Genomic DNA, 23,219 nt, shown 5'->3' with positions numbered 1-23,219 from the left:
AGCCGTGCTGTGCCGCGCCCATCATGCGGCATGGCTTCGATCGAGATCACGCTGAACGGCGCGCGCCGGACGATTGAGGCGCCGCCCACCACCACGCTGCTCGACTGGCTGCGCGCCGAGGGGCTGACAGGCGCCAAGGAAGGCTGCGCCGAGGGGGATTGCGGCGCATGCACGGTCGTCATCGAGGCAGGCGCCTCGCGCCGCCCGGTCAATGCCTGCCTGTGCGTGCTCGGCCAGATGCATGGACGCGCAATCCGCGCCGTGGAAGGCCTGGGACGTGACCATCCGGTGGTGCGGGCCCTGGCCGAGGGCGGCGCCACGCAATGCGGGTTCTGCACCCCCGGTATCGTCATGGCGGCCTGGGCCTGGACCCGATCGGGCGGCGACCCGCACGCCGCGCTCGCCGGAAACCTGTGCCGCTGCACCGGCTACCGCCCCATCCTCGACGCCATGGCGGCGATGTCGGATGACGGCGAGACGGCGCCGGGCTTCGCCGCAGCTTCCTCTCAATTCGGCGGCTTCCACCTTCCAGCCACCTTGGAGGAGGCCGTGGCGCTGCGTGCTGCCTTCCCTGATGCGATGCTGCTCGCGGGCGGCACGGATCTCGGCCTCAGATTCTCTGAGCATCGCGAGCACCCGGCCGAGGTGATCTGCCTGCTGAACGTGCGCGAGATGCAGGGTGTGACAGTGGGCGAGGCCTGCCAGCGCATCGGCGCGGCGGCCCCTTATGCGGAGTGGCTCGAAGCCTGTCGTGCGGATGCGCGCTTCGCCCCGCTCGTCCCCTATCTGGAACGGCTGGGGTCGCGGCAGATCCGCACGCTCGGGACCGTTGGCGGGAATTTGGGTACGGCTTCACCCATTGGAGATGCGCTGCCGGTGCTGCTGGCGCTTGGGGCCGTCGTGGAGTGTGCCTCTCCGCGCGGCGCGCGTCGGGTTCCGGTGGAAGAGTTCCTGCTCGGCTACCGGCGCAACGCCCTGGCGTCGGACGAGATCATCGTCGCGATCGAACTTCCGGCGCCACCGCCGGGCGCGCTGCTGGCAGCGGAGAAACTGTCGCGCCGCCATGATCAGGATATCAGCGCCGTCTCGCTGGCCGCCTGTGTCGAGTTCGCGGGGGAAACCGTGTCACGCGCCCGCCTTGCATTTGGGGGCATGGCGGCGACGGCCATGCGGGCGCGCGAGGCCGAAGCGGTGTTGACCGGCCGCAGCCTGGATGACGATGCGGCACGCGAAGCCGGCGCCGCTCTGCGCTTTGCACCGATGGACGATCATCGCGGCGCGGCCGCCTACCGTCTGGAAGCGGCGCGCGGCCTCCTGCGCCGGCTCGCCCTGCGTCACGCGCGGCCGGACTTGCCTGCGACGGTCCACGCATGAACACCGCCATCGTCGGCCATGCCCTGCGCCATGACAGCGCGTTGCGCCACGCGAGCGGCGAAGCGCGCTTCCTCGACGATCTGCCCGAACCTGCGGGGACTTGGCACGCGGCGCTGGCACTGTCGCCGGTCGCGCATGGGCGATTGCGCGGCCTCGACCTGCCCGAAGGGGTGCGAGCCATCCTGCCCGCCGACATTCCGGGTCAGAACGACATCGCGCCCATTGGCCATGGCGAGGTGCTCTTGGCGGAAACCCTGGTCGAGCATCACGGGCAGCCCCTCGCCATCCTTGTCGCGCCGACGCGCGACGCCGCCCTGCGCGCCGCCGCAGCGGCCCGTCCGCGTATCGAAACGCTACCACCCGTGTTGAGCATCGAGGCGGCGCTGGAGACAGGCTCCTTCCTCGTCCCGCCGCAGATCATCGCCGAAGGGGATGTCGAGGCCGCGCTCGCGGCCGCGCCGCACCGCCTGACCGGAGAGTTCCGCGCCGGCGGCCAGGAGCATTTCTACCTGGAGGGCCAGATCGCCCTCGCCATCCCCGGTGAGGAAGGCGAGATGCTCGTCCACTCCTCGACCCAGCACCCGACGGAGGTGCAGCACGTTGTCGCGCGCGTGCTGGGTGAGCCCTATCATCGGGTGACCGTGCAGTGCCGGCGTCTTGGCGGCGGGTTCGGCGGGAAGGAGAGCAACGCCTCCTGGGTCGCGGCGGCGGCGGCACTCGCCGCGCGAGTGACGGGCCACCCGGTCAAGCTGCGCCTGTCCCGCCGCGCCGACATGGCGGCGACGGGCAAGCGCCACCCTTTCCTGTATCGCTGGCAGGCCGGCTTCGACGAGGAGGGGCGCCTGCTGGCGCTGGACGCCACCTTGGCGGCCGATGGCGGCCATTCGCTGGATATGTCCGGCGGGGTAGTGTTCCGTGCCCTCACCCATGCGCTGAACTGCTACGGCGCGCCGGCGCTGCGCGTCTTAGCCTGCGCCGTGAAGACCAATCATGTCAGCAACACGGCCTTTCGCGGCTTCGGCGGCCCGCAGGGCGCGCTGCTGATGGAGGATGTGCTGCACCGGGCCGCGGCGCAGCTTGGCCACGACGTGGAATCCCTGCGCCTGCGCAACCTCGCGGATCGGACTCCTTACGGCCAGAGGCTAGAGCCCGCCCTGACCCGCCGCGTCCTGGCCGAGGCCAAGGCTGATGCCGAATGGGACCGGTTGCGGGCAGAGGCGGCTTCGTTCAACGCCGAGCATCCGACGCTCCGGAAGGGGGTGGGCTCCTTCTGCTGCGCATTCGGCATCGCCTTCGGCATCCCGCACCTGAACCAAGCCGGCGCCCTGGTGCATGTCTACACGGATGGCTCCATCCGCCTGGCCCATGGCGGGACCGAAATGGGCCAAGGGCTGTTTATCAAGGTGGCGCAGGTGGTGGCGGAAGTGTTCGGCATGCCGGTCGAAGCGGTCGGCCTCGCCCCCACCTCGACGGCCGAGATCCCCAATACCAGCGCCACAGCCGCCAGCACGGGCAGCGATCTGAACGGCTGGGCGGCCCATGCGGCGGCCATGGCGGTCCGTGACCGGATGGCGGAGGTCGCCGCGCGGCACCTTCGCTGCACGCCGGAGAGCCTGCGCTTCGAGGACGGCCATGTCCTCCCGCCCGGCGGCAATGAGGGAATGCGCTTCGGCGAACTGGCGAAGCTTTGCTGGCGGGAACGGGTCAGCCTCTCCGCGACCGGGTTCTACCGGACGCCGGACATCCATTGGGATGCGGGACGCATGCGAGGGGAACCATTCTTCTACTTCACCTATGGCGCGGCGGTTGCGGAGGTGCTGCTGGACACGTTGACCGGCGAGCATCGGTGCCTTTCGGCGCATCTCGTGCAGGATTGCGGACGCAGCCTGAACCCGGCCATCGACCTCGGCCAGATCGAGGGCGCCTTCGTGCAGGGAATGGGCTGGCTGACCAGCGAGGAGTTGTGGTGGGACGGGGACGGGCGGCAGCGCACTCTTGGCCCGTCCACCTATAAGATTCCGGGTTCCCGCGACGTGCCCCCCGTGCTGCGGGCCCGGCTTCTAGAAGGCTCGGAGGCACGGGCAGGAGCGCTCTTCCGCTCCAAGGCAGTTGGGGAGCCGCCGCTCCTGCTCGCGACGGCGGTTGTGAATGCCCTGCGCGATGCCACGGGGGTGCCGAGCCTCGGCCTCCCGGCCACGGCTGAGCGCCTCCTGGCAGCGATCAGGAATCGCTAGCTTCCCGCCTTGGTGGGAACTGTGATGCCGCTTGCACATGGCTCACCGCATTGCCATACAGTTTGGCAAGCGCGGCTGAAATGCCGGTTGGAATGGGAGGCTGGGCCGGGTGAGCGACACGATCCTCAAGGCGGAAGGACTGACCAAGGAGTTCCGTGGCTTCGTCGCGGTGAAGGACGTGAATCTCGCGATCCGCCGCGGCTCGATCCATGGGCTGATCGGCCCGAACGGCGCCGGCAAGACAACGTGCTTCAACCTGCTCACCAAGTTCCTGATTCCGACACGCGGAACCATCACCTATGATGGACGCGACATCACCTCGCTGAAGCCGGCCGAGGTGGCGCGCCTCGGCCTCGTGCGCTCCTTCCAGATCTCCGCCGTCTTCCCGAACCTCACGGTGCTGGAGAACGTGAAGCTGGCCCTGCAGCGCCAGCGCGGCGGTTCCTTCGATTTCTGGCGCAGTGATTCTGTGCTGCGCGAGTATGACACGCGGGCGCGCGAGCTCCTCGAGGATGTGGCGCTCACGGAGTATGAGCGCGTGCAGGCCGGCCAGCTGCCCTACGGCCGCAAGCGGGCGCTGGAGATCGCGACCACCCTCGCTCTCGACCCCGTCATGATGCTGTTGGACGAACCCACCGCCGGCATGACGCATGCGGACGTGGATCGCATCGTGGCACTGGTGAAGCGCGTCTCGGCCGGGCGGACCGTGCTGCTGGTGGAGCACAATCTGAAGGTCGTCGAAGGCCTCTGCGATGAGATCACCGTGCTGGCGCGCGGCGAGGTCCTGGCCCAGGGCAATTACGCGACGGTGAGTCGCAACCCCGATGTCCAGGCCGCCTATCTCGGCACCGACCCGGCCAGCGTCGGCGCCCCCAACGCTGCGGGAGGAGTCGCCCATGGCTGAGCCGATGCTGAAGGTCCGTGGCCTCGAGGCATGGTACGGCGAGAGCCACGTGCTGCACGGCGTCTCCCTCGACATCCACGAGGGCGAGGTGGTCACCCTGCTGGGGCGCAACGGCGCCGGCAAGACCTCCACGCTGCGCGCCATCATGGGGCTCACCGGCCGCCGTGCCGGCTCCATCGTCTTCGAGGGCAAGGAGACGATCGGGCTGCGCCCCGACCTGATTGCCCGTTCGGGCATTGCCTATTGCCCGGAGGAGCGGGGCATCTTCGCCTCGCTGGACGTGACTGAGAATCTCCTGCTGCCGCCGGCAGTGCGGTCGGGCGGGCTCTCAGTGGACGAAATCTACACGCTCTTCCCGAACCTGAAGGAACGCGCACGCTCGCCGGGCACCAAGCTGTCGGGTGGCGAACAGCAGATGCTGGCGATCGGCCGCATCCTGCGCACGGGGGCCAAGCTGCTTCTGCTGGATGAGCCTTCGGAGGGGCTGGCGCCGGTCATCGTGCAGCAGATAGGCCGCACCATCCGCGAGCTGAAGAGCCGCGGCTTCACCGTGCTGCTCGTGGAGCAGAATTTCCGCTTCGCGCAAACCGTGGCCGACCGCCACTACGTAATGGAGCATGGCGAGGTGAAGGCGACCGTGACCAATGCCGAGCTCGCGACCTCGATGGACCGCCTGAACGAATACCTGGGCGTGTAAGGCACTCGAAAGGACTGATCCTATGACGTTGAACCGCCGCAACCTCCTCGCCGCCGCTGCGGCCACGCCCCTTGCTGCCGGGCTGCCCATGTCCGGTGCGCGGGCGCAGGCGCAGAACACCATCCGCATCGGCGTCCTCAATGACCAGTCGGGCCTGTATCGTGACCTGTCCGGCCCTGGCTCCACCCAGGCCGTGCGCCTCGCCATCCAGGATAGCGGCATCACCCAGCGCGGCATCAACGTGGAGGTGGTGCAGGCCGACCACCAGAACCGCCCCGATGTCGGCTCGACCGTCGCCCGCCAATGGATCGACCGGGACGGCGTGGACGTGATCGTGGACGTGCCGACCTCCTCCGTGGCCCTGGCCGTGAACACGGTGGTGCGTGAGCGCAACAAGGTCTTCCTGAACTCCGGCGCTGCCACGAGCGACCTGACGGGCGCGCAGTGCAGCCCGAACACCATCCACTGGACCTATGATACCTGGATGCTCGCGCGCGGCACGGGCGGCGCCATGGTGCGGGCCGGCGGCGACACCTGGTTCTTCCTGACGGCGGACTACGCCTTCGGCCATGCGCTGGAGCGCGACACGGCGGAGTTCGTGCGCGCCGCGGGTGGACGCGTCCTCGGTCAGGTCCGCACCCCCTTCCCAGGCACGACCGACTTCTCCTCCTATCTCGTGCAGGCACAGGCGAGCCGGGCGAAGGTGATCGGCCTCGCGAATGCGGGCGGCGACACCATCAACTCCATCAAGCAGGCGGCAGAATTCGGGCTGACGCGCCGCGGCGTGAAGCTGGCGGGGCTGCTGGTCTTCGTGACCGACGTGCATTCGCTCGGCCTTCAGACGGCGCAGGGCCTCGTCCTGACCGAAACTTTCTATTGGGACCTGAACGACCGCACTCGCGCCCTGACGCAGCGCCTGGGCAACATGCCGGGCGGGCTGCGCCCGACCATGGTGCAGGCGGGCTGCTACTCCGCAGTGCTGCACTACCTGAAGGCCGTTGCCGACATGGGTGTGCAGCAGGCCAAGGCCAGCGGCGCCGAGGCGGTGAACCGCATGAAAGCCATGCCGACCGACGACGACGCCTTCGGCCAGGGCTCCATCCGTCCCGATGGCCGCAAGATCCACCCCGCCTACCTGTTCGAGGTGAAGACCCCGCAGGAGAGCCGCGGGGCGTGGGACTACTACAAGCTTCTGTCCACCGTGCCGGCGGATGAAGCCTTCCGGCCAGTGGGCCAAGGCGGGTGCAGCCTCGTCCGCGGCTGAGTTGACCACCGAGGGGCGAGCCGGCGCAGACCGGCCGCCCAATAATCCGCCGGCCCTCGCCGGCGGAAGACCAAAACAGGGAGCGTGAAAAGAATGTCTGAGATTAATCGCCGCCGCTTGCTGGCGGGCGCCGCCGCCAGTACCGCCTTCGGCGCCCTGCCCACCTGGCAGGCCCGCGCCCAGGCGCAGAACACCATCCGGATTGGCGTGCTGAACGACCAGTCCGGTCTGTATCGTGACGTGAACGGCCCCGGCTCTGTCGCCTGCGTACGGCAGGCCATTGCCGATTCCGGCGTCACGCAGCGCGGCATCAATGTCGAGGTGCTGGTGGGCGACCACCAGAACCGCCCGGATGTCGGCTCCAACATCGCGCGGCAATGGATGGACCGGGACGGGGTGGATGTCATCCTCGACGTTCCGACCTCCTCTGTCGCGCTCGCCATCAACACCGTGGTGCGCGAACGCAACAAGATCTTCCTGAACAGCAGCGCCGCGACCAGCGACCTGACGGGCGCGCAGTGCAGCCCGAACACCATCCACTGGACCTACGACACATACATGCTCGCCAAGTCCACGGGCGGCGCCATGGTGCGGGCCGGCGGCGACACCTGGTTCTTCCTGACGGCGGACTACGCCTTCGGCCATGCGCTGGAGCGCGACACCTCGAACTTCGTGCGCGCCGCAGGTGGCCGCGTGCTGGGCGCGGTGCGGACGCCCTTCCCGGGCACTGACTTCTCGGGCTTCCTGGTGCAGGCTCAGGCGTCGCGCGCCAAGGTCGTCGGCCTCGCCAATGCGGGCGGCGACACCATCAACTCCATCAAGCAGGCAGCCGAGTTCGGGCTGACGCGACGTGGCGTGAAGTTGGCTGCACTGCTGATGTTCATTTCCGACGTGCATTCGCTGGGGCTGGAGACGGCACAGGGGCTGGTCTGCACCGAGACCTTCTACTGGGACCTGAATGACCGCACCCGCGCCTTCACCCAGCGCGTCCTGCCCAACATGCCCAACCAGCTCCGGCCGGGCATGGGCCAGGCGGGCTGCTACAGCGCGATCGTCCACTACCTGAAGGCCGTGGCCGATATGGGCGCGCAGCAGGCCAAGGCCAGCGGTGTCGAGACGGTGAACCGCATGAAGGCGATGCCCACTGACGACGATGCAATGGGCCAGGGCTCAATTCGCCCCGATGGGCGGCGGATCCAGCCCTCCTACCTGTTCGAGGTGAAGACGCCGCGCGAAAGCCGCGGCCCGTGGGACTACTACAAGCTGCTGCAGACCACCCCGGCGGAGGAAGCCTTCCGCCCGATGAGCGAAGGCGGCTGCTCACTCGTCCGCAGCTAGGAGAGAGACAAGGAGAGGGCGGGGCCGGACATGGGCGCGAAGAATCCATGCCGGCCCCGTCGCAACGGGGGCAACACGAGCAAGGAAACGCCAGCATGACCATCCACCGCCGCGGCCTCCTGGCCGGCGCAGCCGCCACGACACTGCCCTTTGCTTCACTGCGTGCCCAGCAGGCCAACACGCTGCGCTTGGGCGTCCTGACCGACATGTCGGGCCCCTACCGCGACCCGACCGGTCCCGGTTCCGCGATCTGCACGCAGCAGGCGGTGATGGAATTCGCCTCGCGCCTTGGCGTCCAGGCCGAGGTGATCCAGGCCGACCACCAGAACCGCCCTGATGTCGGCTCCAACATCGCACGCCAGTGGTACGACCAGGGCGTGGACGTCATCGTCGATGTTCCCACCTCTTCTGTCGCACTAGCGATCAGCCAGATCGCGCGGGAGAAGAACAAGCTCTTCCTCAACTCTGGTGCTGCCACCAGCGACCTGACCGGTTCTGCATGCTCGCCGAACACGGTGCACTGGACCTACGACACCTACATGCTCGCCAAGGGAACCGGAGCCGCCTTGACCCGCGCGGGGGGCGATACTTGGTTCTTCATCACGGCGGACTATGCCTTCGGCCACGCGCTCCAGCGCGACACCTCCTCCTTCGTAGAGCAGGGCGGCGGGCGGGTGCTCGGCTCGGCACGCTACCCCTTCCCGCAGACGACGGATTTCTCCTCCTACCTCGTCCAGGCCCAGGCCAGCCGGGCCAAAGTGCTCGGCCTCGCCAATGCCGGGACGGATACGGCGAACTGCATCAAGCAGGCGCGCGAATTCGGATTGACACGCAACATGCGGATCGCCGGGCTGCTGATGTCTTTCATGGAGGTCCATTCCCTCAGCCTCGATACGGCGCAGGGCCTGCTGTTGACCGAGTCCTTCTACTGGGACCTGAACGACCGAACCCGCGCCTTCAGCCAGCGTGTCCAGCCGCGGATGCCAAACCGCGCCATGCCCGCCCAGGTACAGGCGGGGTGCTACAGCGCGACGGTGCATTACCTGAAGGCCGCCGGCGCACTGGGCGCCGCCGCCGCCAAGGCCGATGCCCGCGCGGTGGCGGAACGCATGAAGTCCATGGAAACGGATGACGACGCCTTCGGCACCGGGCGCATCCGGCCGGACGGACGCAAGATCCACCCAACCTATCTCTTCCAGGTGAAGACGCCCCGCGAATCGCGTGGGACGTGGGATTACTACAACATCGCGGCGACCAACCCGGCCGAGGAGGCTTTCCGCCCCATGGCCGAGGGAAATTGCCCGCTCGTCAGGGGGTAAGATACGCGTATGGACGAGATCTTCGGCATCCCGGCACCACTGCTCTTCGGGCAGTTGCTGCTCGGTCTCATCAATGGGGCCTTCTACGCGCTCCTCTCGCTCGGCCTCGCCGTCATCTTCGGGATGCTGAACGTCATCAACTTCACGCATGGCGCCCAGTTCATGCTGGGTGCCTTCGTGGCCTGGGCGATGCTGAACTTTCTTGGCCTCGGCTATTGGTGGGCGCTGCTGCTGGCACCCATCGTCGTCGGGCTGTTCGGCGTGCTGCTCGAACGAACTATGATCTCACAGCTCTACAAGCTGGATCACCTCTACGGCCTGCTGCTCACCTTCGGCGTCGGGCTGATCGTCGAGGGGCTGGTGCGGAACGAGTTCGGCTCCTCCGGCCTGCCCTACCGGATCCCGACGGAGCTGACGGGGGCCTGGGACCTCGGCTTCATGTTCATGCCCGTCTATCGCGGATGGGTGGTGATTGTGGCCCTCGTTGCCTGCATCGCGACCTGGCTGGTGATCGAGAAGACCAAGATCGGCTCCTATCTGCGCGCGGCGACGGAGAACCCAGCGCTGGTGCAGGCCTTCGGCATCAACGTGCCGCGCATGATGACCCTGACCTATGGCGCGGGCGTTGCCCTGGCCGCATTCGCCGGCGTCCTGGCGGCGCCGATCTACAGCGTGAATCCGCAAATGGGGTCCAACCTCATCATCATCGTCTTCGCCGTGGTCGTGATCGGCGGCATGGGCTCGATTCTGGGCTCGGTCGTCACGGGCTTCGGGCTTGGCATCATCGAGGGCCTGACCAAGGTGTTCTATCCGGAAGCTTCCGCCACCGTGATCTTCGTGGTCATGGCCATCGTCCTGCTGCTGCGGCCCGCCGGCCTGTTCGGGAGGGCCTGATCCATGGCGGCACCCGGCGGTTTCTCCGGCACCGACTTCAAGACCGAGGAAACAGTCTTCCTCGGCTTCACGCGGACGCAGCTCGTCGCCTTCCTGGTGATGGTGGCCTTCATCGTGGTCAGCCCCTTCTTTCTCTACCCCGTCTTCCTGATGAAGGTTCTGTGCTTCGCCCTGTTTGCCTGCGCCTTCAATCTGCTGATCGGCTATGTCGGCCTGCTTTCCTTTGGCCATGCAGCGTATTTCGGGATGGGCGGCTACCTCGCTGGCCACGCGGCCAAAGTGTGGGGTTTCACACCTGAGATCGCAGTGCTGATCGGCGGCGCGGTGGGCGCGTTGCTCGGTCTCCTCATCGGCTGGCTCGCGATCCGGCGACAAGGCATCTACTTCGCCATGATCACCCTGGCCTTCGCGCAGATGGTCTACTTCTTCTGCGTACAGGCGCCTTTCACAGGCGGCGAGGACGGCATCCAGTCCATCCCGCGCGGCAACCTGTTCGGGATGATCCCGCTGAGCGCCGACATCACCATGTACTGGCTGACGGCGGCGGTGTTCCTCATCGGCTTCCTGTTCATCCACCGCGTCATCCACTCGCCCTTCGGCATGGTGATGAAATCCATCCGCGAGAATGAGCCGCGCGCCACCTCACTCGGCTACCGGACTGACGATTACAAGCTGATGGCCTTCGTGCTCTCCGCCGCGCTCTCGGGCGTTGCAGGCGGGCTCAAGTCTATCGTCTTCGGCATCGCGACCCTCACCGACGTGTTCTGGACCATGTCCGGCGAGGTCGTGCTGATGTCGCTCGTCGGCGGGCTCGGAACGATCTTCGGGCCCGTGGTGGGCGCCGCCGTCATCATCACCATGCAGAACTACCTCGCGGAGTTCGGCGCCTGGGTGACGGTGATCCAAGGCATCATCTTCGTGCTCTGCGTGCTGGCCTTCCGCCGCGGCATCGTGGGCGAGATTGGCAACTGGCTGCGCGTGCGGCTCTGACCGCCGGGCGCCGCGCACAAAAAAGGGGGGCCTCGCGGCCCCCCTTACTTTTTCGGCCTGAAACCTCAGACCTTGACGTCGTTCGCCGCCTCGGGGCGAACCACGCTGGCGATGGTGCCGCGCACCACCTCGACGCGGATGTTGGGGGCGATCTCGACCTCCACCACGTCGCTCGTCTCGTTCACCTTCTTCACCTCGCCGACGATGCCGCCGGCGGTCACGACCTTATCCCCGCGCTTGAGCGCGGCGAGCATGGAACGATGCTCCTTCATCTTCTTCTGCTGCGGCCGGATCAGCAGGAAGTAGAAGACAACGAAGATCAGCAGCAGCGGCAGCAGCTGCATGACCACGGCGCCCGCGCCGGCCGCGGCGGCATCCTGGGCGTAAGCGGGGGAGATGAACATGTTTCCTCGCGTCCTTTGGGGAATCCTGGCGGATGTGACCCGCCCCGGCCCTTGCGTCAACCGCGTTCGGGCGCTTCAAACCCCAGCATGGACGCCGCCCTGCTGACCCGCATCGCCGAGGCCCTGGAACGCCTCGCCCCGCCCCCGGCCTTGCCGCCCCGCCTGGAGGGGGCCGACGCCTTCGTCTGGCACCCGCCGGCCACGCTGAGCCCGGTGCCACGCGTGTCGCGGGTGGAGATCGAACTGCTCCAGGGCGTGGAGCGGCAGCGCGAGATCATCCTGGAAAACACGCTGCGCTTCGCCAGCGGCCTGCCTGCAAATAACGCGATGCTCTGGGGGGCGCGCGGCATGGGCAAGTCCTCTCTGGTCAAGGCCGCCCATGCCGAGGCCAACCGCCTGCACCCCGGCTCCCTCGCCCTGATCGAGATCCACCGCGAGGACATCCGCACCTTGCCGGAGCTGCTGAACATCCTGCGCGGGCAGGAGCGGCGGGCCCTGGTCTTCTGCGACGACCTGTCCTTCGAGAAGGAGGACGCAGACTACAAGGCGCTCAAGAGCGTGCTCGATGGCGGGATCGAGGGGCGGCCGCCCAACGTGCTGTTCTACGCCACCTCCAACCGCCGGCACCTGATGCCGCGTGACATGATCGAGAATGAGCGCTCCTCCGCCATCAACCCCTCTGAGGCGGTGGAGGAGAAGGTCTCCCTCTCGGACCGCTTCGGCCTCTGGGTCGGGTTCCACAATTGCGACCAGCCGACCTTCTTCGCGATGATCGAGGGCTATGCCCGCGCCATGGACCTTCCGGTCGAAGCCTCCGAACTGCGCGCGGCGGCCGTCGAGTGGAGTGTCACCCGCGGAGGACGATCGGGCCGGGTAGCCTGGCAGTTCATCCAGGACATGGCCGGGCGGCTGGGGGTCAAGGGATGAAATTCATCGAGACGCTGGACGAACTCCACGCGCATTACGGCACCCCAGGCCCAGCCAGTCTGCGGAAGGAGGCGTCCCGCCTGACGCCGGAGTACCGGCGCATCATCGAGGCCGCTCCCTTCCTGGCCCTCGCCACCTCAGGGCCAGAGGGGCTGGACTGCTCGCCACGCGGCGACCTGCCGGGGCAGCTCGTCCGCATCCTGGACGACCGCACCCTGGCCCTGCCCGACCGGCGCGGCAATGACCGGATCGACAGCCTGCGCAACATCCTGCGCGACCCGCGCGTGGCGCTGATGTTCCTGGTGCCCGGCAGCGGCAACGCGCTGCGGGTGAATGGCACGGCGCGGCTCACGGCGGATCGCGCCTTGCTCGGCAGCTTCATGATGGAAGGCAAGGCGCCCCGCACCGTCGCCCTGATCCAGATCGAGACGGTATATTTCCAGTGCGCGCGCGCCGTGATCCGCGCCCGGCTGTGGGAGCCGCATGAAGCTCCCACCCTTCCGACGCCCGGCCAGATCCTGGCGGGGATGACGGCGGGCGAAGTCGGCGGTAAGGCCTATGACCGCGAATGGCCGGAACGCGCCAAGGCCAGCATGTGGTGATCGGCCCAGCCCAGCGCGGGGCTGACGGGCGCTTCCTCAATCCGGACGGGTCCCGCGCCGGCCAGGGGCTGCGCGCCCTTTGGCGGCTGTGGCGCGAGGGGTTCGGAACCCCTTGGCCCGCCCCGCTGGAAGACCCCCGCGAAGCACCACCGCCGCGCGACATCCCGGCGGGTTATGCGGCCTTCACCTTCATCGGCCATTCGACCTTCCTGGTGCGTCTGGATGATGGGCGGGTCCTGCTCTTCGACCCGGTCTTCAGCGAGCGCTGCTCACCCGTCGCCTGGGCCGGGCCGCGCCGCGTGCGCCCCCCTGCCCTCAGCCTTGCCGCACTTGACCGGGTGGATGTGGTGCTGGTGAGCCACGCCCATTACGACCACATGGACCTGCCCAGCCTGCGCGAGTTGCACGCCCGCTTCGCGCCTCGCTTCGTCGCCGGCCTCGGCAATGCGGCCTTCCTGGCCCGGCATGGCATCCCCGACGTCACGGAGCTTGATTGGGGTAGGCGCGCCACGCTTCCCGGCGGGCACGTGGTGGTGTTCCTGCCCATGCGACACTTCGCGGCCCGCACTTGGCGCGACCGGTCGCGAACCCTCTGGGGCGGCTTCGCCATTGAAGCGGCAGGCGGCGGACGGTTCATGCACTGCGGCGACACGGCGTGGGGTGAGCACCTCGCCGCCATTGGCCAGGAGTTCGGACCTTTTGACGCCGCGATGATCCCGATCGGCGCTTATGACCCGGAATGGTTCATGCAGGCCGTCCACATCACGCCGGAGCAGGCGGTGGCAGCCCAGCGCGACCTGCGCGCCCGGACCGCCATCGCGATGCATTTCGGCACCTTCAAGTTGACGCGCGAGCCGATCGGCGAGCCAGTGGACAGGCTGCGCGCCGCGGTGGGGGACCAGGACTTCCGCATCCCCCGCTTCGGCGAAACGATCTTGCTCCCGCTTCAGAACCCGTAGAGCCGGGCCGGATTCTCCACCAGGATGGCGCGCGGGTCGGGTATCCAGTCGTAGAGCCAGTCCAGCAGCGTGCCGTCATCCAGCATCTCCGCTTCCGTGCGGAACTGGGTGTGCGGCCAGTCCGTGCCCCAGACGCAGCGCGTGGGTGCTGCCTTCGCCAAGGCGCGCGCGATCGCGGCGAGGTCATCATAAGGCGGCTTGCTGGCACGGTAGCCCGACAGCTTCACCCATGCGCCGCCCCCTTCGAGAAGGCGCATCAGGGCGCGCATAGCCGGGGAGTCCGGGCCTTCGGTCGCGTCCACGCCGCCCATGTGGTCGAGTACGACCGGCACGGGCAGGCCCGACAGGCGTGGCGCCAGTTCCTCGATGTCTGTGGTGTAGATCTGGATATGCCAGCCCAGGGGCGCGACGCGTCGGGCCAGCGCCTCGAGCTGCTCCAGCGGCGCGCCATTGCCGCTGACAACGTTGAAGCGAACCCCCACCGCGCCGCCGCGCGCCAGCTCCCGAAGGTCGGCCGCCTCGTCCACCACCACGACGGCCCGAGTATCGGCGCGGCCCAGCGCCTGGACGGCATCCATCGTCACCCGGTTGTCGGTTCCATAGACGCTGGCCTGCACCACCACCCGCCGGGTGAGGCCCAACGTCCCCGCCATGTCGAGGTAGTGCGGCACCAGCGCCGGCGGGGGCGTGTACGGGCGGCCGGGATCCAGCGGGAAGCGGTCATACGGCCCGAAGATGTGGAAGTGGCTGTCGCAGCTTCCCTCCGGCGCGCGGGTCCGGGGTGGGGTGGTGCGGGGCTTGGCGGGGGCGCAGGTGAAGTCCATGGTGCCGCCATCTTCAAGGGAGAAGCGCATGACGGGCAAGGTTGCGGTGGTGACGGGCGCGGGCACGGGCATCGGCCGCTCGGTGGCGATCACGCTGCTGAAGGCGGGCTACCGCGTCGCCCTGGCCGGACGCCGGCAGGAGCCGCTGGGCGAAACCGCGCAGATCGGCGGCGGCGAGGCCCTTCCCATCGCGACCGACGTGGCGAAGGCGGCGGATGTGGCAAAGCTGTTCGCGGCGGTGAAGGACAAGTGGGGCCGAGTGGACCTGCTGTTCAACAATGCCGGCCTGAACGCGCCGGGCGTTCCCTTCGAGGATCTGCCGGTCGATAAGTGGGAAGAGATCGTGGCGGTCAACCTCACCGGCTCCTTCCTCTGCGCCCAGCACGCCTTCCGGATGATGAAGGATCAGTCGCCGCGCGGTGGCCGCATCATCAACAACGGCAGCATCAGCGCCCACGCGCCGCGCCCCGACAGCGCGCCCTACACCGCCACCAAGCACGCCGTGACGGGGCTGACCAAGTCGCTGGCATTGGACGGCCGGAAATACGACATCGCCGCGGGCCAGGTGGATATCGGCAACGCCGCCACGCCGATGACGCAGCGCATGCAGCGCGGCGTGAAGCAGGCGAATGGGGAAACCAAGGTCGAGCCGACCATGGACGTTCAGAATGTCGGCAACGCGATCCTGTTCATGGACAGCCTGACGCTCGACGCCAACGTTCTGTTCATGACCATCAAGGCAACAGCCATGCCCTTTGAAGGGCGCGGCTGACGCTCAGTGCCGGCGGCGCGTGCCCGAGGCCTGGGCGAACTGCAGCGCCGCGAGCATTGCTTCCTGCCCGCCCGCCATCTGCATGATGCGCGTGCGGGTAGGATCGCGTGGGGCGGTCGGCGTCCGCGCCATCAAGTCGCGGATCGCTGCTTCCAACTCGCTATCCGTTGATACGTCCAAAGGGGCCATGATGGATGGGAACGCCCCGTGAATGCTGCGGTTGCGCTCAACGTCCGGTGAAGCGCGGTTCCCGCTTGGATAGCATGGCATCCACCGCCTCCCGGTGATCCTCGGTTTCCTGGGCGATCGCTTGGTACGCCGCGCTCATTTCAAGCAGGGATGCGAGGGACATGTGCTGCCCTTCCCGAAGCAGGCGCTTCGTCATCCGCAACACGGTCGGAGGGTTTCGCGTGATGCGAGCCGCCAATGCGCGAGCGGCATCCATCAACTCGCCATGGGGCACGACGCGGCTGACAAGCCGGGCCTCCAGCCCTTCCTGCGCATTGAGCGGATCCCCGGTGAAGGACATCTCGGCGGCGCGGGATAGGCCTACGGCGCGCGGCAACAGCCAAGCTCCGCCGTCGCCAGGGACGATGCCCACGCGGACGAAGCTCTCGGCAAAGACCGCCTTCTCGGATGCGATGCGGATGTCGCACATGCAGGCAAGGTCGAGACCGGCACCGATGGCAGGCCCGTTCACCGCCGCGATGGTCGGCACGTCCAGTTCCCACAGCGCCAAGGGGATGCGCTGGATGCCATTGCGGTAATTCTCCCGCATGCCCGCGGGGCCCTCCGCTTCCATGATGCCGGTGCGGTCGCGCATCGCCTTGAGGTCGCCGCCTGCACAGAAGGCGGGGTCGGCGCCGGTAACGATGACGCAGCGCACAGTGGAATCCCGCGCGATCCGGCGGCAGGCCGCCTCGACCTCCTCGCAATCGGCGAAGGAGGAAATGGCGTTGCGCCGCTCGGGGGCATTCAGGGTCAGGATGGCCAGAGGGCCCTCCTGCTCGATGCGGAGGAAACTCATGCGGAAACTCCGGAAATGTCGCGGGCGGTGAGATCGGGCCAGAGGGCATCGCCGCCCCGCGCCATGGCGTCGCGGCCGATCTCCTCCGCCCAGGCACGCTCGGTGCCCCCCTCCTCCCGCCAGGACCACAGCCGGCGGGTGAAGTGGTGCAGCTCATGCTCCTCGGTGATGCCGATGGCGGCGAAGACCTGATGCGCCGTGGCCGCGCCGAGGGTCGCGGCCTCGCCAGCGACGATCTTGGCACAGCCGATCTCGAAGGCCGCGCCATCCAGGCCGCGCGCATCGGCGGCGCGGGCGGCGGCGGCAACAGCGACCTGCACGGAGGCGACTTCGGCCGCCATGGCCGCCAGGGATTGCTGGATGGCCTGGAACTTGCCGATGGGCCGGCCGAACTGCTTGCGGGTGTTCGCCCAGTCCACAGTCAGGGCCAGCACCTTTTCCAGTGCCCCGCCAATCTGCGCTGCGCGAAGCAGGGCGAGGCCCAGCCGGGCCGCGCGGGCGCCGAATCCGTTGGGCAGGTCCCCCTCGGCGGTGGTTGCGCCAGGGGTAACCCGGTCGCGCGGCTCGCGGCCGGTGTTCTGTCCATTGGTCGTCTCACCGGGCTGGCGCAGCGTGACGTGAGGACCGTCCAGCATGGCCAGCGTCGAGGCATGACGGCCGAAGGGGGCAGCCTCCCCGGCGGCAGCCAGGGTGGTGAAGCCCTCAGGCTGCTCGATCCCAGCGGCGCCGAGAAAGGCACCGGCCAGCATCGCCTCACCGAGCGGAATCAGAGCGGCGTGGCTTCCAAGCACGTGCCACAGCGCGGCAGCATCCCCCCAGCCAAGCCCGGCGCCGCCGGCCACCTCCGGCACCAGGGCGAGTGCGAGGCCTTGCGCCTCGACTTCGGCCCAGAGCGCCTCCGGCCAAGTGCCGCGTTCCACCTCACGCAGAACGGCGACGCCGCCCTGCTCCGTCAGCAATCGGTCCAGCTGCTCCACGAGCAGGGCGCGCATCTCGCTCATCGGCACTGCCCTCTCACCGCAGGCCAAGGTCGCGGGCGATGATGCCGCGCAGGATTTCCCGCGTGCCGCCACGCAACGAGAAGGTGGGGGCCAGCATGGCAAGCGTCTCCAGCATCCGGGACAGGTCTTCGGGCCGTTCCTCCGGTTCCAGCATGGCTCGAAGCCGCTCGGGCAAGGCCTGCTCGAAGCCGTTGCCGGCATCCTTCACCAGCGCCGCCTCCACCGCCGGATCCTCGCCGCGCTGCAGCATGCCGGTGACGGAGAGCGACATGGCGCGCAGCGTGGCGAGGCGCGCGACGATGCGCCCCGCCTCGGCCTCATGGCCCGGACGCAGCGCGGTCAGCCCGGCGACCAGGGCCGGATAGCTGGACAAGTAGCGGTCGGGGCCGGACCGCTCGAAGGCGAGTTCACTCGTTGCCTGCGCCCAACCCTGTCCCTCCGCGCCCAGCAGGTCATCCTCCCGAAGCAGGACGTCGTCGAAGGTCACCTCGTTAAAGCTGTCCTCCCCCGCGAGGTCCCGGATCGGCCGGATGGAGATGCCGGACAGGCGCAGATCCACCAGGAATTGCGACAGACCGGCATGGCGCGCCCCGCCCTCCGGCGCGGGGGAGGTCCGCACCAGGGCGATCATGTAGTCGCTCTTGTGCGCGAAGGTGGTCCAGATCTTGCGGCCGTTCAGCCTCCAGCCGCCCGGCACCCGCTCGGCCTTTGTGCGGAGGCTGGCGAGGTCGCTGCCTGAGTCCGGCTCCGACAGCCCGATGCAGAAGGCCAGTTCGCCGCGCGCGATGCCAGGCAGGATGCGCTTGCGCTGCTCCTCCGTGCCCAGGCGCAGAATGAGGGGCCCTGACTGACGGTCGCCGATCCAATGCGCTCCGACCGGGGCGCCAGCGGCCAGCATCTCCTCCAGCACCACCACGCGCTCCATGGCGCTGCGCTCGTGCCCGCCATATGCCTTCGGCCAGGTCATGCCGATCCAGCCGCGCGCGCCGACGGAACGGGAGAAGTCGCGGTCGAATCCCATCCAGGAACGGGCACGGGTCTCGGGCGTCCAGTTGCGCCCGGCTTCGGCGAGGAATTCGCGCAACTCGGCACGGAGGGCACGCGTGTCGGGCAGGTCGGGCAGGTCGAAGCGCATGACGTTTCCTTCTTTGGCCAAGCTAGGGCCGATTTCGCGGCGCGCAAACTGCCCCCCTTCCCTTCCGCGCCCGTGCCGATAGCTTCACCGCCAAATCAGGGGAGCGTAACCATGGACCAGTTCGGCATCGGCCAGCCTGTGCGACGCAAGGAGGATGTCCGCCTGCTTACCGGGCGCGGCCAGTTCACCGACGACCTCGTGCGCGACGGGATGGTGCATGCTGCCGTGCTGCGCTCACCCCATGCCCATGCGCGCATCCTCTCGATCGATGTCTCGGCCGCGAAGGCAGCACCCGGCGTGGTTGCGGTGCTGACGGGCCATGACGCAGCGGCCGACGGGCTCGGGCTCTTCCCCGTGCTCGTCGAGGTGCCGGGGGTTGATGGCTCGCCGGTCTGGTGCCCGCCCCGTGCCATCCTGCAGACCGAGGCGGTGCGCTTCGTCGGCGACCCGGTGGCGCTGGTGGTGGCCGAGACCCGCGCGCAGGCTCTCGATGCCTGCGAGTTGATTCTGGTGGATTACGAGATGCTGCCCGCCGTGACCGATACGGCCGCAGCGCTGGCGCCCGACGCGCCGGTCATCTGGCCGGAGCGCGGCTCCAACCTCTGCGTTCACTGGTCCTCGGGCCGCGAGAAGGAGGCGGATGGGGCCTTTGCGCGCGCCGACCGCAGCGTCTCAGTGCGCCTCGTGAACAACCGCGTCGTCGGCAACCCGATGGAACCGCGCGTGGCGCTCGGCGAGTGGGACGGGACGCGCTTCACCCTCACCAGCCCGACCCAGGGCGTGGTGCGCGTGCGTGAAGGCTTGGCGAAGCACATCTTCAACGTGCCGCTCGACCAGATGCGCGTCGTCTCGCCCGATGTCGGGGGCGGGTTCGGTCTGCGCGGCAAGCTGTTCCCCGAATCAGCGATGGTGCTCTGGGCGGCGAAGCGGTTGGGGCGGCCGGTGAAGTGGCTCGCGGGCCGGACCGAGACCTTCATGTGCGACCCGCATGGCCGCGACCACGTCACGGAGGCCGAGATGGCCTTCGACGGAAATGCGCGCATCCTGGGCATGAAGGTGCGGACCGTCGCGGCGATGGGCGCCTACCTGCTGGATTTCGGACCGCGCGTCCCGACTGTGGCCGGTGGGCGCATCCAGGGCACAGTCTACGACATGCAGGCGGTGAACGCGCAGGTACGCTGCGTCTTCACCAACACCGTCCCCACCGATGCCTATCGCGGCGCGGGGCGCCCGGAAGTGGCTTATGTGATCGAGCGCCTGCTGGACCAGGGTGCCGTCGCCTTCGGCCTGACGCGCGAGGAGATCCGTGCCCGCAACTACGTGCGGCCCGAGCAGATCCCATATGTGAACTGCGCCGGCAACGCCATCGACAGCGGTGCCTTCCTCGACACGCAGCGCCAGGCGCTCGACCTCATGGGCTGGGACGGGTTCGCGACGCGGCAGGCGGAAAGCCGGGCGCGCGGCAAGCTGCGCGGGCGCGGCATTGGCTACTTCATCGAAGCCTCGGGCGGGCAGCCCGCCGAATGGGCGCGGGTCCGCATCACCGAAACAGGCGAGGCGCTGGTTCATGTCGGCACCTTCAGCCACGGCCAGGGCCACGAGACGGCTTTTGCCCAGGTGTTGCATGCGCGGCTCGGCATCCCCTTCGACAAGGTGCGGCTGGTGCAGGGGGATTCCGACGTCGTTCCCACCGGCGGTGGCACGGGCGGGTCGCGTTCCTCGCAGATGGGCGGCGTAGCGGTGGCACGCGCCTCGGAGCGCGTGCTGGAAAAGGCGCGCCGCATCGCGTCCGAGCGGCTGGAGGCGGCGGAGGCCGATCTGGAGCACGGGCCGGAGGGGTTCCGCATCGCCGGCACGGATCGCCGCATCACCTGGGGCGAGCTGGCGCGCGGCGGCTCGCTGGACGAGGCGCTGACCTACAAGCGCGACACGGAGTGCAACTTCCCCAATGGCTGCCACCTTGCGGAAGTGGAGGTCGACCCCGACACGGGCGAGGTCGCGGTGGTGCGTTATGCGGCGGTGGACGATGTGGGTGTGCCGCTGAACCCCATGCTCGTGCACGGACAGTGCCACGGCGGCATCGTCGCTGGCATCGGACAGGCGGTGCTGGAGCGCACGGCCTATGAGGGAGAAAGCGGGCAGTTCCTTTCCGCCTCCTTCCAGGACTATGCGCTGCCGCGCGCAGGCGACGTGCCTGAACTCGTGGTCGGGCTGAACGTGGTGCCCTGCCCGTCCAACGACCTCGGCGTGAAGGGCGCCGGAGAAGGCGGGGCCTGTGGCGCACCGCCCGCCATCGTCGGTGCAGTGTGCGATGCGCTAGGCGTCAGCCATGTCGACATGCCGCTGACGCCGGAAAGCGTGTGGCGCGCCCTGCGCGAGCGGAGCGCGGCCTGAGCCGCGCCCCTAGGACTTGCTGTCCCATAGCTTCAGCCGGGCCACCTCCGGGACTGGCTTGCCGGCATCGGTGAAGGCTTGGCGAAGCGCCGCGATGTTGGGGGCAAAGATGCCCTCGCGATTGGCGACGCACCATTCGCGGCTGGCCTGCGGCTGGAGCAGCGAGTTCTGGAAGCGCGGCATCACCCAGCGGGCGAATAGTTCGTAGCTGTTCAGCGTCTGCCGCCGGTCCGCCCATTCGTGCGACCGGAACAGGATGCCGCCCGCGCCGCCCTCGGTGAAGCCGATGAGGCGCTCGATTCCCGCTGCCACCGTCTTCGGGCTGCCGACCAGCGTGGTGCCAGCGCGCAGCCCGTCCCCCAACGGGTCCTCTGTGCGCGTGGGTGGGCGGCCCAGCGTCTCGCCGAAATAGGTCACGGTTTCCAGCCGCTCGCCGACCCGTACCTGATCCATGGCGGTGGCGTCGTCCTCGGCCACGTGCAGGTTGACGACGAGGCGCCAATCGGCCCGGTTCATCGTCTTGCCATGCTTCGCCGCTTCCTCCTCGGCCATGCGCCATTGCTCGGCCAACTTCTCCGGCCCGCCCGGCAGCCCAGCGCCGAGCGAGATGAGGCCGAGCCCATGCCGCGCCGCCGCCAGCGCACCGGATGGGGTGGTCGAGGAGGCGACGCTGACCGGAAAGCGCGGGTGCGTATAGGGAGCGAGGTGAAGGCGCGCGTCGCGCAGCTCGAACCACTCGGTCTTCATCGTCACCGGGCCGTCACAGCGCAGCAGGGCGACGATCGCGGTGAGCGCCTCCTCCATGCGGCGGCGCTGGTCCTTCGCCTCGATGCCCATCATCGTCGCGTCGGAGACGAGGGCGCCCGGCCCGCACCCCAGCATCACCCGCCCGCGCGACATGTGGTCGAGCTGGACGAAGCGCTGCGCCACCAGGAAGGGATGGTGATAGGGCAGGCTGGTGACACCGGACCCCAGGTGGATGAGGCGTGTCCGCTCCAGCGCCGCGCCGATCATGATCTCGGGGCTGGCGATGGTTTCCCAGCCGGCAGAATGGTGCTCGCCGATCCAGGCCTCGTCATAGCCGAGCGCATCCAGGCGCTCGATCAGCTCCAGGTCGCGTGCGAGGGCAAGGGTCGGATTGTCGCCCAGCCGGTGAAACGGGGCGAGGAAGATGCCGAACTTCAGGCCGGCATGGGGCATTGCGCTTATCCCTGGAGGTTCCTTCGGAAAAACCTAGCGCCGGGCGACCACGAGGGCGACCCCCACCGCCGCCACTGCCGTCCCCGCCATGGCCAGCGGGGTCATGGCCGCCCCCAGCACCACCCAGGCGATGGCGGCCGCGACGGGCGGCACCAGGAAGAAGACGCTGGAGGCGCGCGCCGCCTCGCCATGGCGCAGCATCAGGAACAGCAGCGACAGCGAGATCAGCGAATTCACCAGCACGAGATAGGCGAGCGCCGCAACGAACTCCCATGTCCAGCGCACCCGCATCGCCTCCACGCCCCATGCCATCGGTAGGGTCGCCACCAGCGCAACCCCGCACATCACGAGGTTCGCTGTGACGAGGTCGCAGGGCCGGCCGCCGCGCCGCTCCATCAGCGCGCCCGCGGCCATCAGCACAAGCGCCAGCACGGAAAAGAACAGGCCAAGCCACCCTCCCGCGCTGATGCCGGACCCGGACAGGATCACCATGGCAGCGCCGAGCAGCCCCAGGACGAGCCCCGCCCAGCCCCGTGCCCCCACGGGCGGGTCCCCCGCGACGGCAGGCGCCAGCAGCGCCACCACCACCGGCTGCAATCCGATGATGAGGGCGATAGCCCCCGGCCCCATGCCGAATTGCTGGCCCAGATTCATCGCGGCGAAGTAGCCGAACTGCACCACGAGCCCCATGCGGACCAGGTGGGTCAGCGTCGCCCGGTCCGGCACGGGCGGGCGCAGGACCAGCCAGAGCGGCAGGAGGATCGCCACGACGCAGACATACCGCACTGCCTGGAGGGTCAGTGCCTCGGCATAGGGCAACGCCGCCTTCACCGCGGTGAAGCCGCCCGACCAGAGCAGCACGAACAGGAAGGGCGCCAGGGGCAGCCAGGCCGGCTTCGCTTCCTTCACGCCTTTCTCCATCCCGGTGAGGATTTCAGAGGTCCTGCTTGAAAGGAAGCG

Annotated in this window: 22 protein-coding genes; 14 read left to right on the top strand and 8 right to left on the bottom strand. The window is 68.6% G+C overall.

Annotation, left to right across the window (positions count from 1 at the left end; translation table 11 throughout):
• Positions 1-30 precede the first annotated feature (30 nt).
• The 9 genes from JTJ31_RS00905 to JTJ31_RS00865 all read left to right on the top strand — a co-directional run bounded on the left by JTJ31_RS00905 (position 31) and on the right by JTJ31_RS00865 (position 11,014).
• Positions 31-1,374, top strand: coding sequence for a xanthine dehydrogenase small subunit (locus tag JTJ31_RS00905; protein WP_207536714.1), 1,344 nt, complete (start codon positions 31-33; stop codon positions 1,372-1,374).
• Entirely contained in the window at positions 1,371-3,608 is a 2,238-nt protein-coding gene (xdhB, locus tag JTJ31_RS00900; RefSeq protein ID WP_207536713.1) for a xanthine dehydrogenase molybdopterin binding subunit, read from the top strand. The genes JTJ31_RS00905 and xdhB overlap by 4 nt, the downstream gene beginning before the upstream one ends.
• 109 nt (positions 3,609-3,717) lie before the next feature.
• The gene (locus JTJ31_RS00895) at positions 3,718-4,512 is read left to right on the top strand and encodes an ABC transporter ATP-binding protein (RefSeq protein WP_207536712.1); all 795 of its coding nucleotides are present in this window, start codon (positions 3,718-3,720) and stop codon (positions 4,510-4,512) included.
• Entirely contained in the window at positions 4,505-5,209 is a 705-nt protein-coding gene (locus JTJ31_RS00890; protein WP_207536711.1) for an ABC transporter ATP-binding protein, read from the top strand. Before JTJ31_RS00895 ends, JTJ31_RS00890 begins: the two co-directional genes overlap by 8 nt.
• 22 nt (positions 5,210-5,231) lie before the next feature.
• Positions 5,232-6,473, top strand: a complete 1,242-nt coding sequence (locus tag JTJ31_RS00885) for an ABC transporter substrate-binding protein (protein ID WP_207536710.1) — start codon at positions 5,232-5,234, stop codon at positions 6,471-6,473.
• Between the two features lie 93 nt (positions 6,474-6,566).
• Positions 6,567-7,811: an ABC transporter substrate-binding protein gene (locus tag JTJ31_RS00880; protein WP_207536709.1), complete on the top strand. Its 1,245-nt coding sequence runs from the start codon at positions 6,567-6,569 to the stop codon at positions 7,809-7,811.
• Positions 7,812-7,906: 95 nt separating this feature from the next.
• Positions 7,907-9,130: an ABC transporter substrate-binding protein gene (locus JTJ31_RS00875; protein ID WP_207536708.1), complete on the top strand. Its 1,224-nt coding sequence runs from the start codon at positions 7,907-7,909 to the stop codon at positions 9,128-9,130.
• Positions 9,131-9,139: 9 nt separating this feature from the next.
• On the top strand, positions 9,140-10,024 hold the full coding sequence (locus tag JTJ31_RS00870; protein ID WP_207536707.1) for a branched-chain amino acid ABC transporter permease: 885 nt from the start codon (positions 9,140-9,142) through the stop codon (positions 10,022-10,024).
• A 3-nt stretch (positions 10,025-10,027) separates the two neighbouring features.
• Positions 10,028-11,014 (top strand): branched-chain amino acid ABC transporter permease, encoded by a 987-nt coding sequence (locus tag JTJ31_RS00865; RefSeq protein WP_207536706.1) that lies wholly within the window; start codon positions 10,028-10,030, stop codon positions 11,012-11,014.
• Between the two features lie 65 nt (positions 11,015-11,079).
• Here JTJ31_RS00865 and yajC read toward each other — a convergent pair whose 3' ends face one another.
• Positions 11,080-11,418: a preprotein translocase subunit YajC gene (gene yajC / locus JTJ31_RS00860; protein ID WP_207536705.1), complete on the bottom strand. Its 339-nt coding sequence runs from the start codon at positions 11,416-11,418 to the stop codon at positions 11,080-11,082.
• Positions 11,419-11,505: 87 nt separating this feature from the next.
• On the opposite strand from yajC, the gene JTJ31_RS00855 reads away from it, so the two are divergent.
• Genes JTJ31_RS00855 through JTJ31_RS00845 form a run of 3 tightly spaced genes read left to right on the top strand, consistent with a single transcriptional unit; the run spans position 11,506 to position 13,906 of the window.
• Entirely contained in the window at positions 11,506-12,345 is an 840-nt protein-coding gene (locus JTJ31_RS00855; protein ID WP_207536704.1) for an ATP-binding protein, read from the top strand.
• Positions 12,342-12,947 (top strand): pyridoxamine 5'-phosphate oxidase family protein, encoded by a 606-nt coding sequence (locus JTJ31_RS00850; protein WP_207536703.1) that lies wholly within the window; start codon positions 12,342-12,344, stop codon positions 12,945-12,947. Before JTJ31_RS00855 ends, JTJ31_RS00850 begins: the two co-directional genes overlap by 4 nt.
• Positions 12,914-13,906: an MBL fold metallo-hydrolase gene (locus JTJ31_RS00845; protein ID WP_207536702.1), complete on the top strand. Its 993-nt coding sequence runs from the start codon at positions 12,914-12,916 to the stop codon at positions 13,904-13,906. The genes JTJ31_RS00850 and JTJ31_RS00845 overlap by 34 nt, the downstream gene beginning before the upstream one ends.
• Here the strand turns inward: JTJ31_RS00845 and JTJ31_RS00840 are convergent.
• Positions 13,894-14,760: an amidohydrolase family protein gene (locus JTJ31_RS00840; protein ID WP_207536701.1), complete on the bottom strand. Its 867-nt coding sequence runs from the start codon at positions 14,758-14,760 to the stop codon at positions 13,894-13,896. The genes JTJ31_RS00845 and JTJ31_RS00840 overlap by 13 nt on opposite strands.
• Between JTJ31_RS00840 and JTJ31_RS00835 the strand changes: the two genes are divergently transcribed.
• On the top strand, positions 14,759-15,502 hold the full coding sequence (locus tag JTJ31_RS00835; protein WP_207536700.1) for an SDR family oxidoreductase: 744 nt from the start codon (positions 14,759-14,761) through the stop codon (positions 15,500-15,502). The two genes, JTJ31_RS00840 and JTJ31_RS00835, sit on opposite strands and share 2 nt — an antisense overlap.
• Positions 15,503-15,505: 3 nt before the next feature.
• Here JTJ31_RS00835 and JTJ31_RS00830 read toward each other — a convergent pair whose 3' ends face one another.
• The 4 genes from JTJ31_RS00830 to JTJ31_RS00815 all read right to left on the bottom strand — a co-directional run bounded on the left by JTJ31_RS00830 (position 15,506) and on the right by JTJ31_RS00815 (position 18,665).
• Positions 15,506-15,658, bottom strand: coding sequence for a hypothetical protein (locus JTJ31_RS00830; RefSeq protein WP_207536699.1), 153 nt, complete (start codon positions 15,656-15,658; stop codon positions 15,506-15,508).
• 70 nt (positions 15,659-15,728) lie between these two features.
• Complete coding sequence (locus JTJ31_RS00825) at positions 15,729-16,529, bottom strand: crotonase/enoyl-CoA hydratase family protein (protein ID WP_207536698.1); 801 nt, start codon at positions 16,527-16,529, stop codon at positions 15,729-15,731.
• Positions 16,526-17,530: an acyl-CoA dehydrogenase gene (locus JTJ31_RS00820; protein WP_207536697.1), complete on the bottom strand. Its 1,005-nt coding sequence runs from the start codon at positions 17,528-17,530 to the stop codon at positions 16,526-16,528. Before JTJ31_RS00820 ends, JTJ31_RS00825 begins: the two co-directional genes overlap by 4 nt.
• Before the next feature lie 13 nt (positions 17,531-17,543).
• A complete protein-coding gene (locus tag JTJ31_RS00815) occupies positions 17,544-18,665 on the bottom strand; it encodes an acyl-CoA dehydrogenase family protein (RefSeq protein WP_207536696.1) in 1,122 nt (373 codons plus the stop codon).
• Positions 18,666-18,776: 111 nt separating this feature from the next.
• Between JTJ31_RS00815 and JTJ31_RS00810 the strand changes: the two genes are divergently transcribed.
• A complete protein-coding gene (locus JTJ31_RS00810; protein WP_207536695.1) occupies positions 18,777-21,059 on the top strand; it encodes a xanthine dehydrogenase family protein molybdopterin-binding subunit in 2,283 nt (760 codons plus the stop codon).
• 9 nt (positions 21,060-21,068) lie between these two features.
• Here the strand turns inward: JTJ31_RS00810 and JTJ31_RS00805 are convergent, their stop codons facing one another.
• Both JTJ31_RS00805 and JTJ31_RS00800 read right to left on the bottom strand, forming a co-directional pair.
• Positions 21,069-22,259: an LLM class flavin-dependent oxidoreductase gene (locus tag JTJ31_RS00805; RefSeq protein ID WP_207536694.1), complete on the bottom strand. Its 1,191-nt coding sequence runs from the start codon at positions 22,257-22,259 to the stop codon at positions 21,069-21,071.
• Positions 22,260-22,292: 33 nt separating this feature from the next.
• A complete protein-coding gene (locus JTJ31_RS00800) occupies positions 22,293-23,168 on the bottom strand; it encodes a DMT family transporter (protein ID WP_207536693.1) in 876 nt (291 codons plus the stop codon).
• Positions 23,169-23,219: the final 51 nt, after the last annotated feature.

Origin of the sequence: Sabulicella rubraurantiaca (assembly GCF_017355885.1) — a bacterium.
Classification (GTDB): domain Bacteria; phylum Pseudomonadota; class Alphaproteobacteria; order Acetobacterales; family Acetobacteraceae; genus Roseococcus; species Roseococcus rubraurantiacus.
This window is presented reverse-complemented; position numbering and strand designations above follow the sequence as displayed.

Coding starts and splice junctions, on each gene's coding strand:
- JTJ31_RS00905 (WP_207536714.1), top strand. CDS start 31: ATGGCTTCGATCGAGATCACGCTGAACGGCGCGCGCCGGACGATTGAG.
- JTJ31_RS00890 (WP_207536711.1), top strand. CDS start 4,505: ATGGCTGAGCCGATGCTGAAGGTCCGTGGCCTCGAGGCATGGTACGGC.
- JTJ31_RS00875 (WP_207536708.1), top strand. CDS start 7,907: ATGACCATCCACCGCCGCGGCCTCCTGGCCGGCGCAGCCGCCACGACA.
- JTJ31_RS00885 (WP_207536710.1), top strand. CDS start 5,232: ATGACGTTGAACCGCCGCAACCTCCTCGCCGCCGCTGCGGCCACGCCC.
- yajC (WP_207536705.1), bottom strand. CDS start 11,418: ATGTTCATCTCCCCCGCTTACGCCCAGGATGCCGCCGCGGCCGGCGCG.
- JTJ31_RS00805 (WP_207536694.1), bottom strand. CDS start 22,259: ATGCCCCATGCCGGCCTGAAGTTCGGCATCTTCCTCGCCCCGTTTCAC.
- JTJ31_RS00815 (WP_207536696.1), bottom strand. CDS start 18,665: ATGCGCTTCGACCTGCCCGACCTGCCCGACACGCGTGCCCTCCGTGCC.
- JTJ31_RS00840 (WP_207536701.1), bottom strand. CDS start 14,760: ATGCGCTTCTCCCTTGAAGATGGCGGCACCATGGACTTCACCTGCGCC.
- JTJ31_RS00825 (WP_207536698.1), bottom strand. CDS start 16,529: ATGAGTTTCCTCCGCATCGAGCAGGAGGGCCCTCTGGCCATCCTGACC.
- JTJ31_RS00810 (WP_207536695.1), top strand. CDS start 18,777: ATGGACCAGTTCGGCATCGGCCAGCCTGTGCGACGCAAGGAGGATGTC.
- JTJ31_RS00850 (WP_207536703.1), top strand. CDS start 12,342: ATGAAATTCATCGAGACGCTGGACGAACTCCACGCGCATTACGGCACC.
- JTJ31_RS00880 (WP_207536709.1), top strand. CDS start 6,567: ATGTCTGAGATTAATCGCCGCCGCTTGCTGGCGGGCGCCGCCGCCAGT.
- JTJ31_RS00845 (WP_207536702.1), top strand. CDS start 12,914: ATGGCCGGAACGCGCCAAGGCCAGCATGTGGTGATCGGCCCAGCCCAG.
- xdhB (WP_207536713.1), top strand. CDS start 1,371: ATGAACACCGCCATCGTCGGCCATGCCCTGCGCCATGACAGCGCGTTG.
- JTJ31_RS00835 (WP_207536700.1), top strand. CDS start 14,759: ATGACGGGCAAGGTTGCGGTGGTGACGGGCGCGGGCACGGGCATCGGC.
- JTJ31_RS00865 (WP_207536706.1), top strand. CDS start 10,028: ATGGCGGCACCCGGCGGTTTCTCCGGCACCGACTTCAAGACCGAGGAA.
- JTJ31_RS00855 (WP_207536704.1), top strand. CDS start 11,506: ATGGACGCCGCCCTGCTGACCCGCATCGCCGAGGCCCTGGAACGCCTC.
- JTJ31_RS00870 (WP_207536707.1), top strand. CDS start 9,140: ATGGACGAGATCTTCGGCATCCCGGCACCACTGCTCTTCGGGCAGTTG.
- JTJ31_RS00820 (WP_207536697.1), bottom strand. CDS start 17,530: ATGAGCGAGATGCGCGCCCTGCTCGTGGAGCAGCTGGACCGATTGCTG.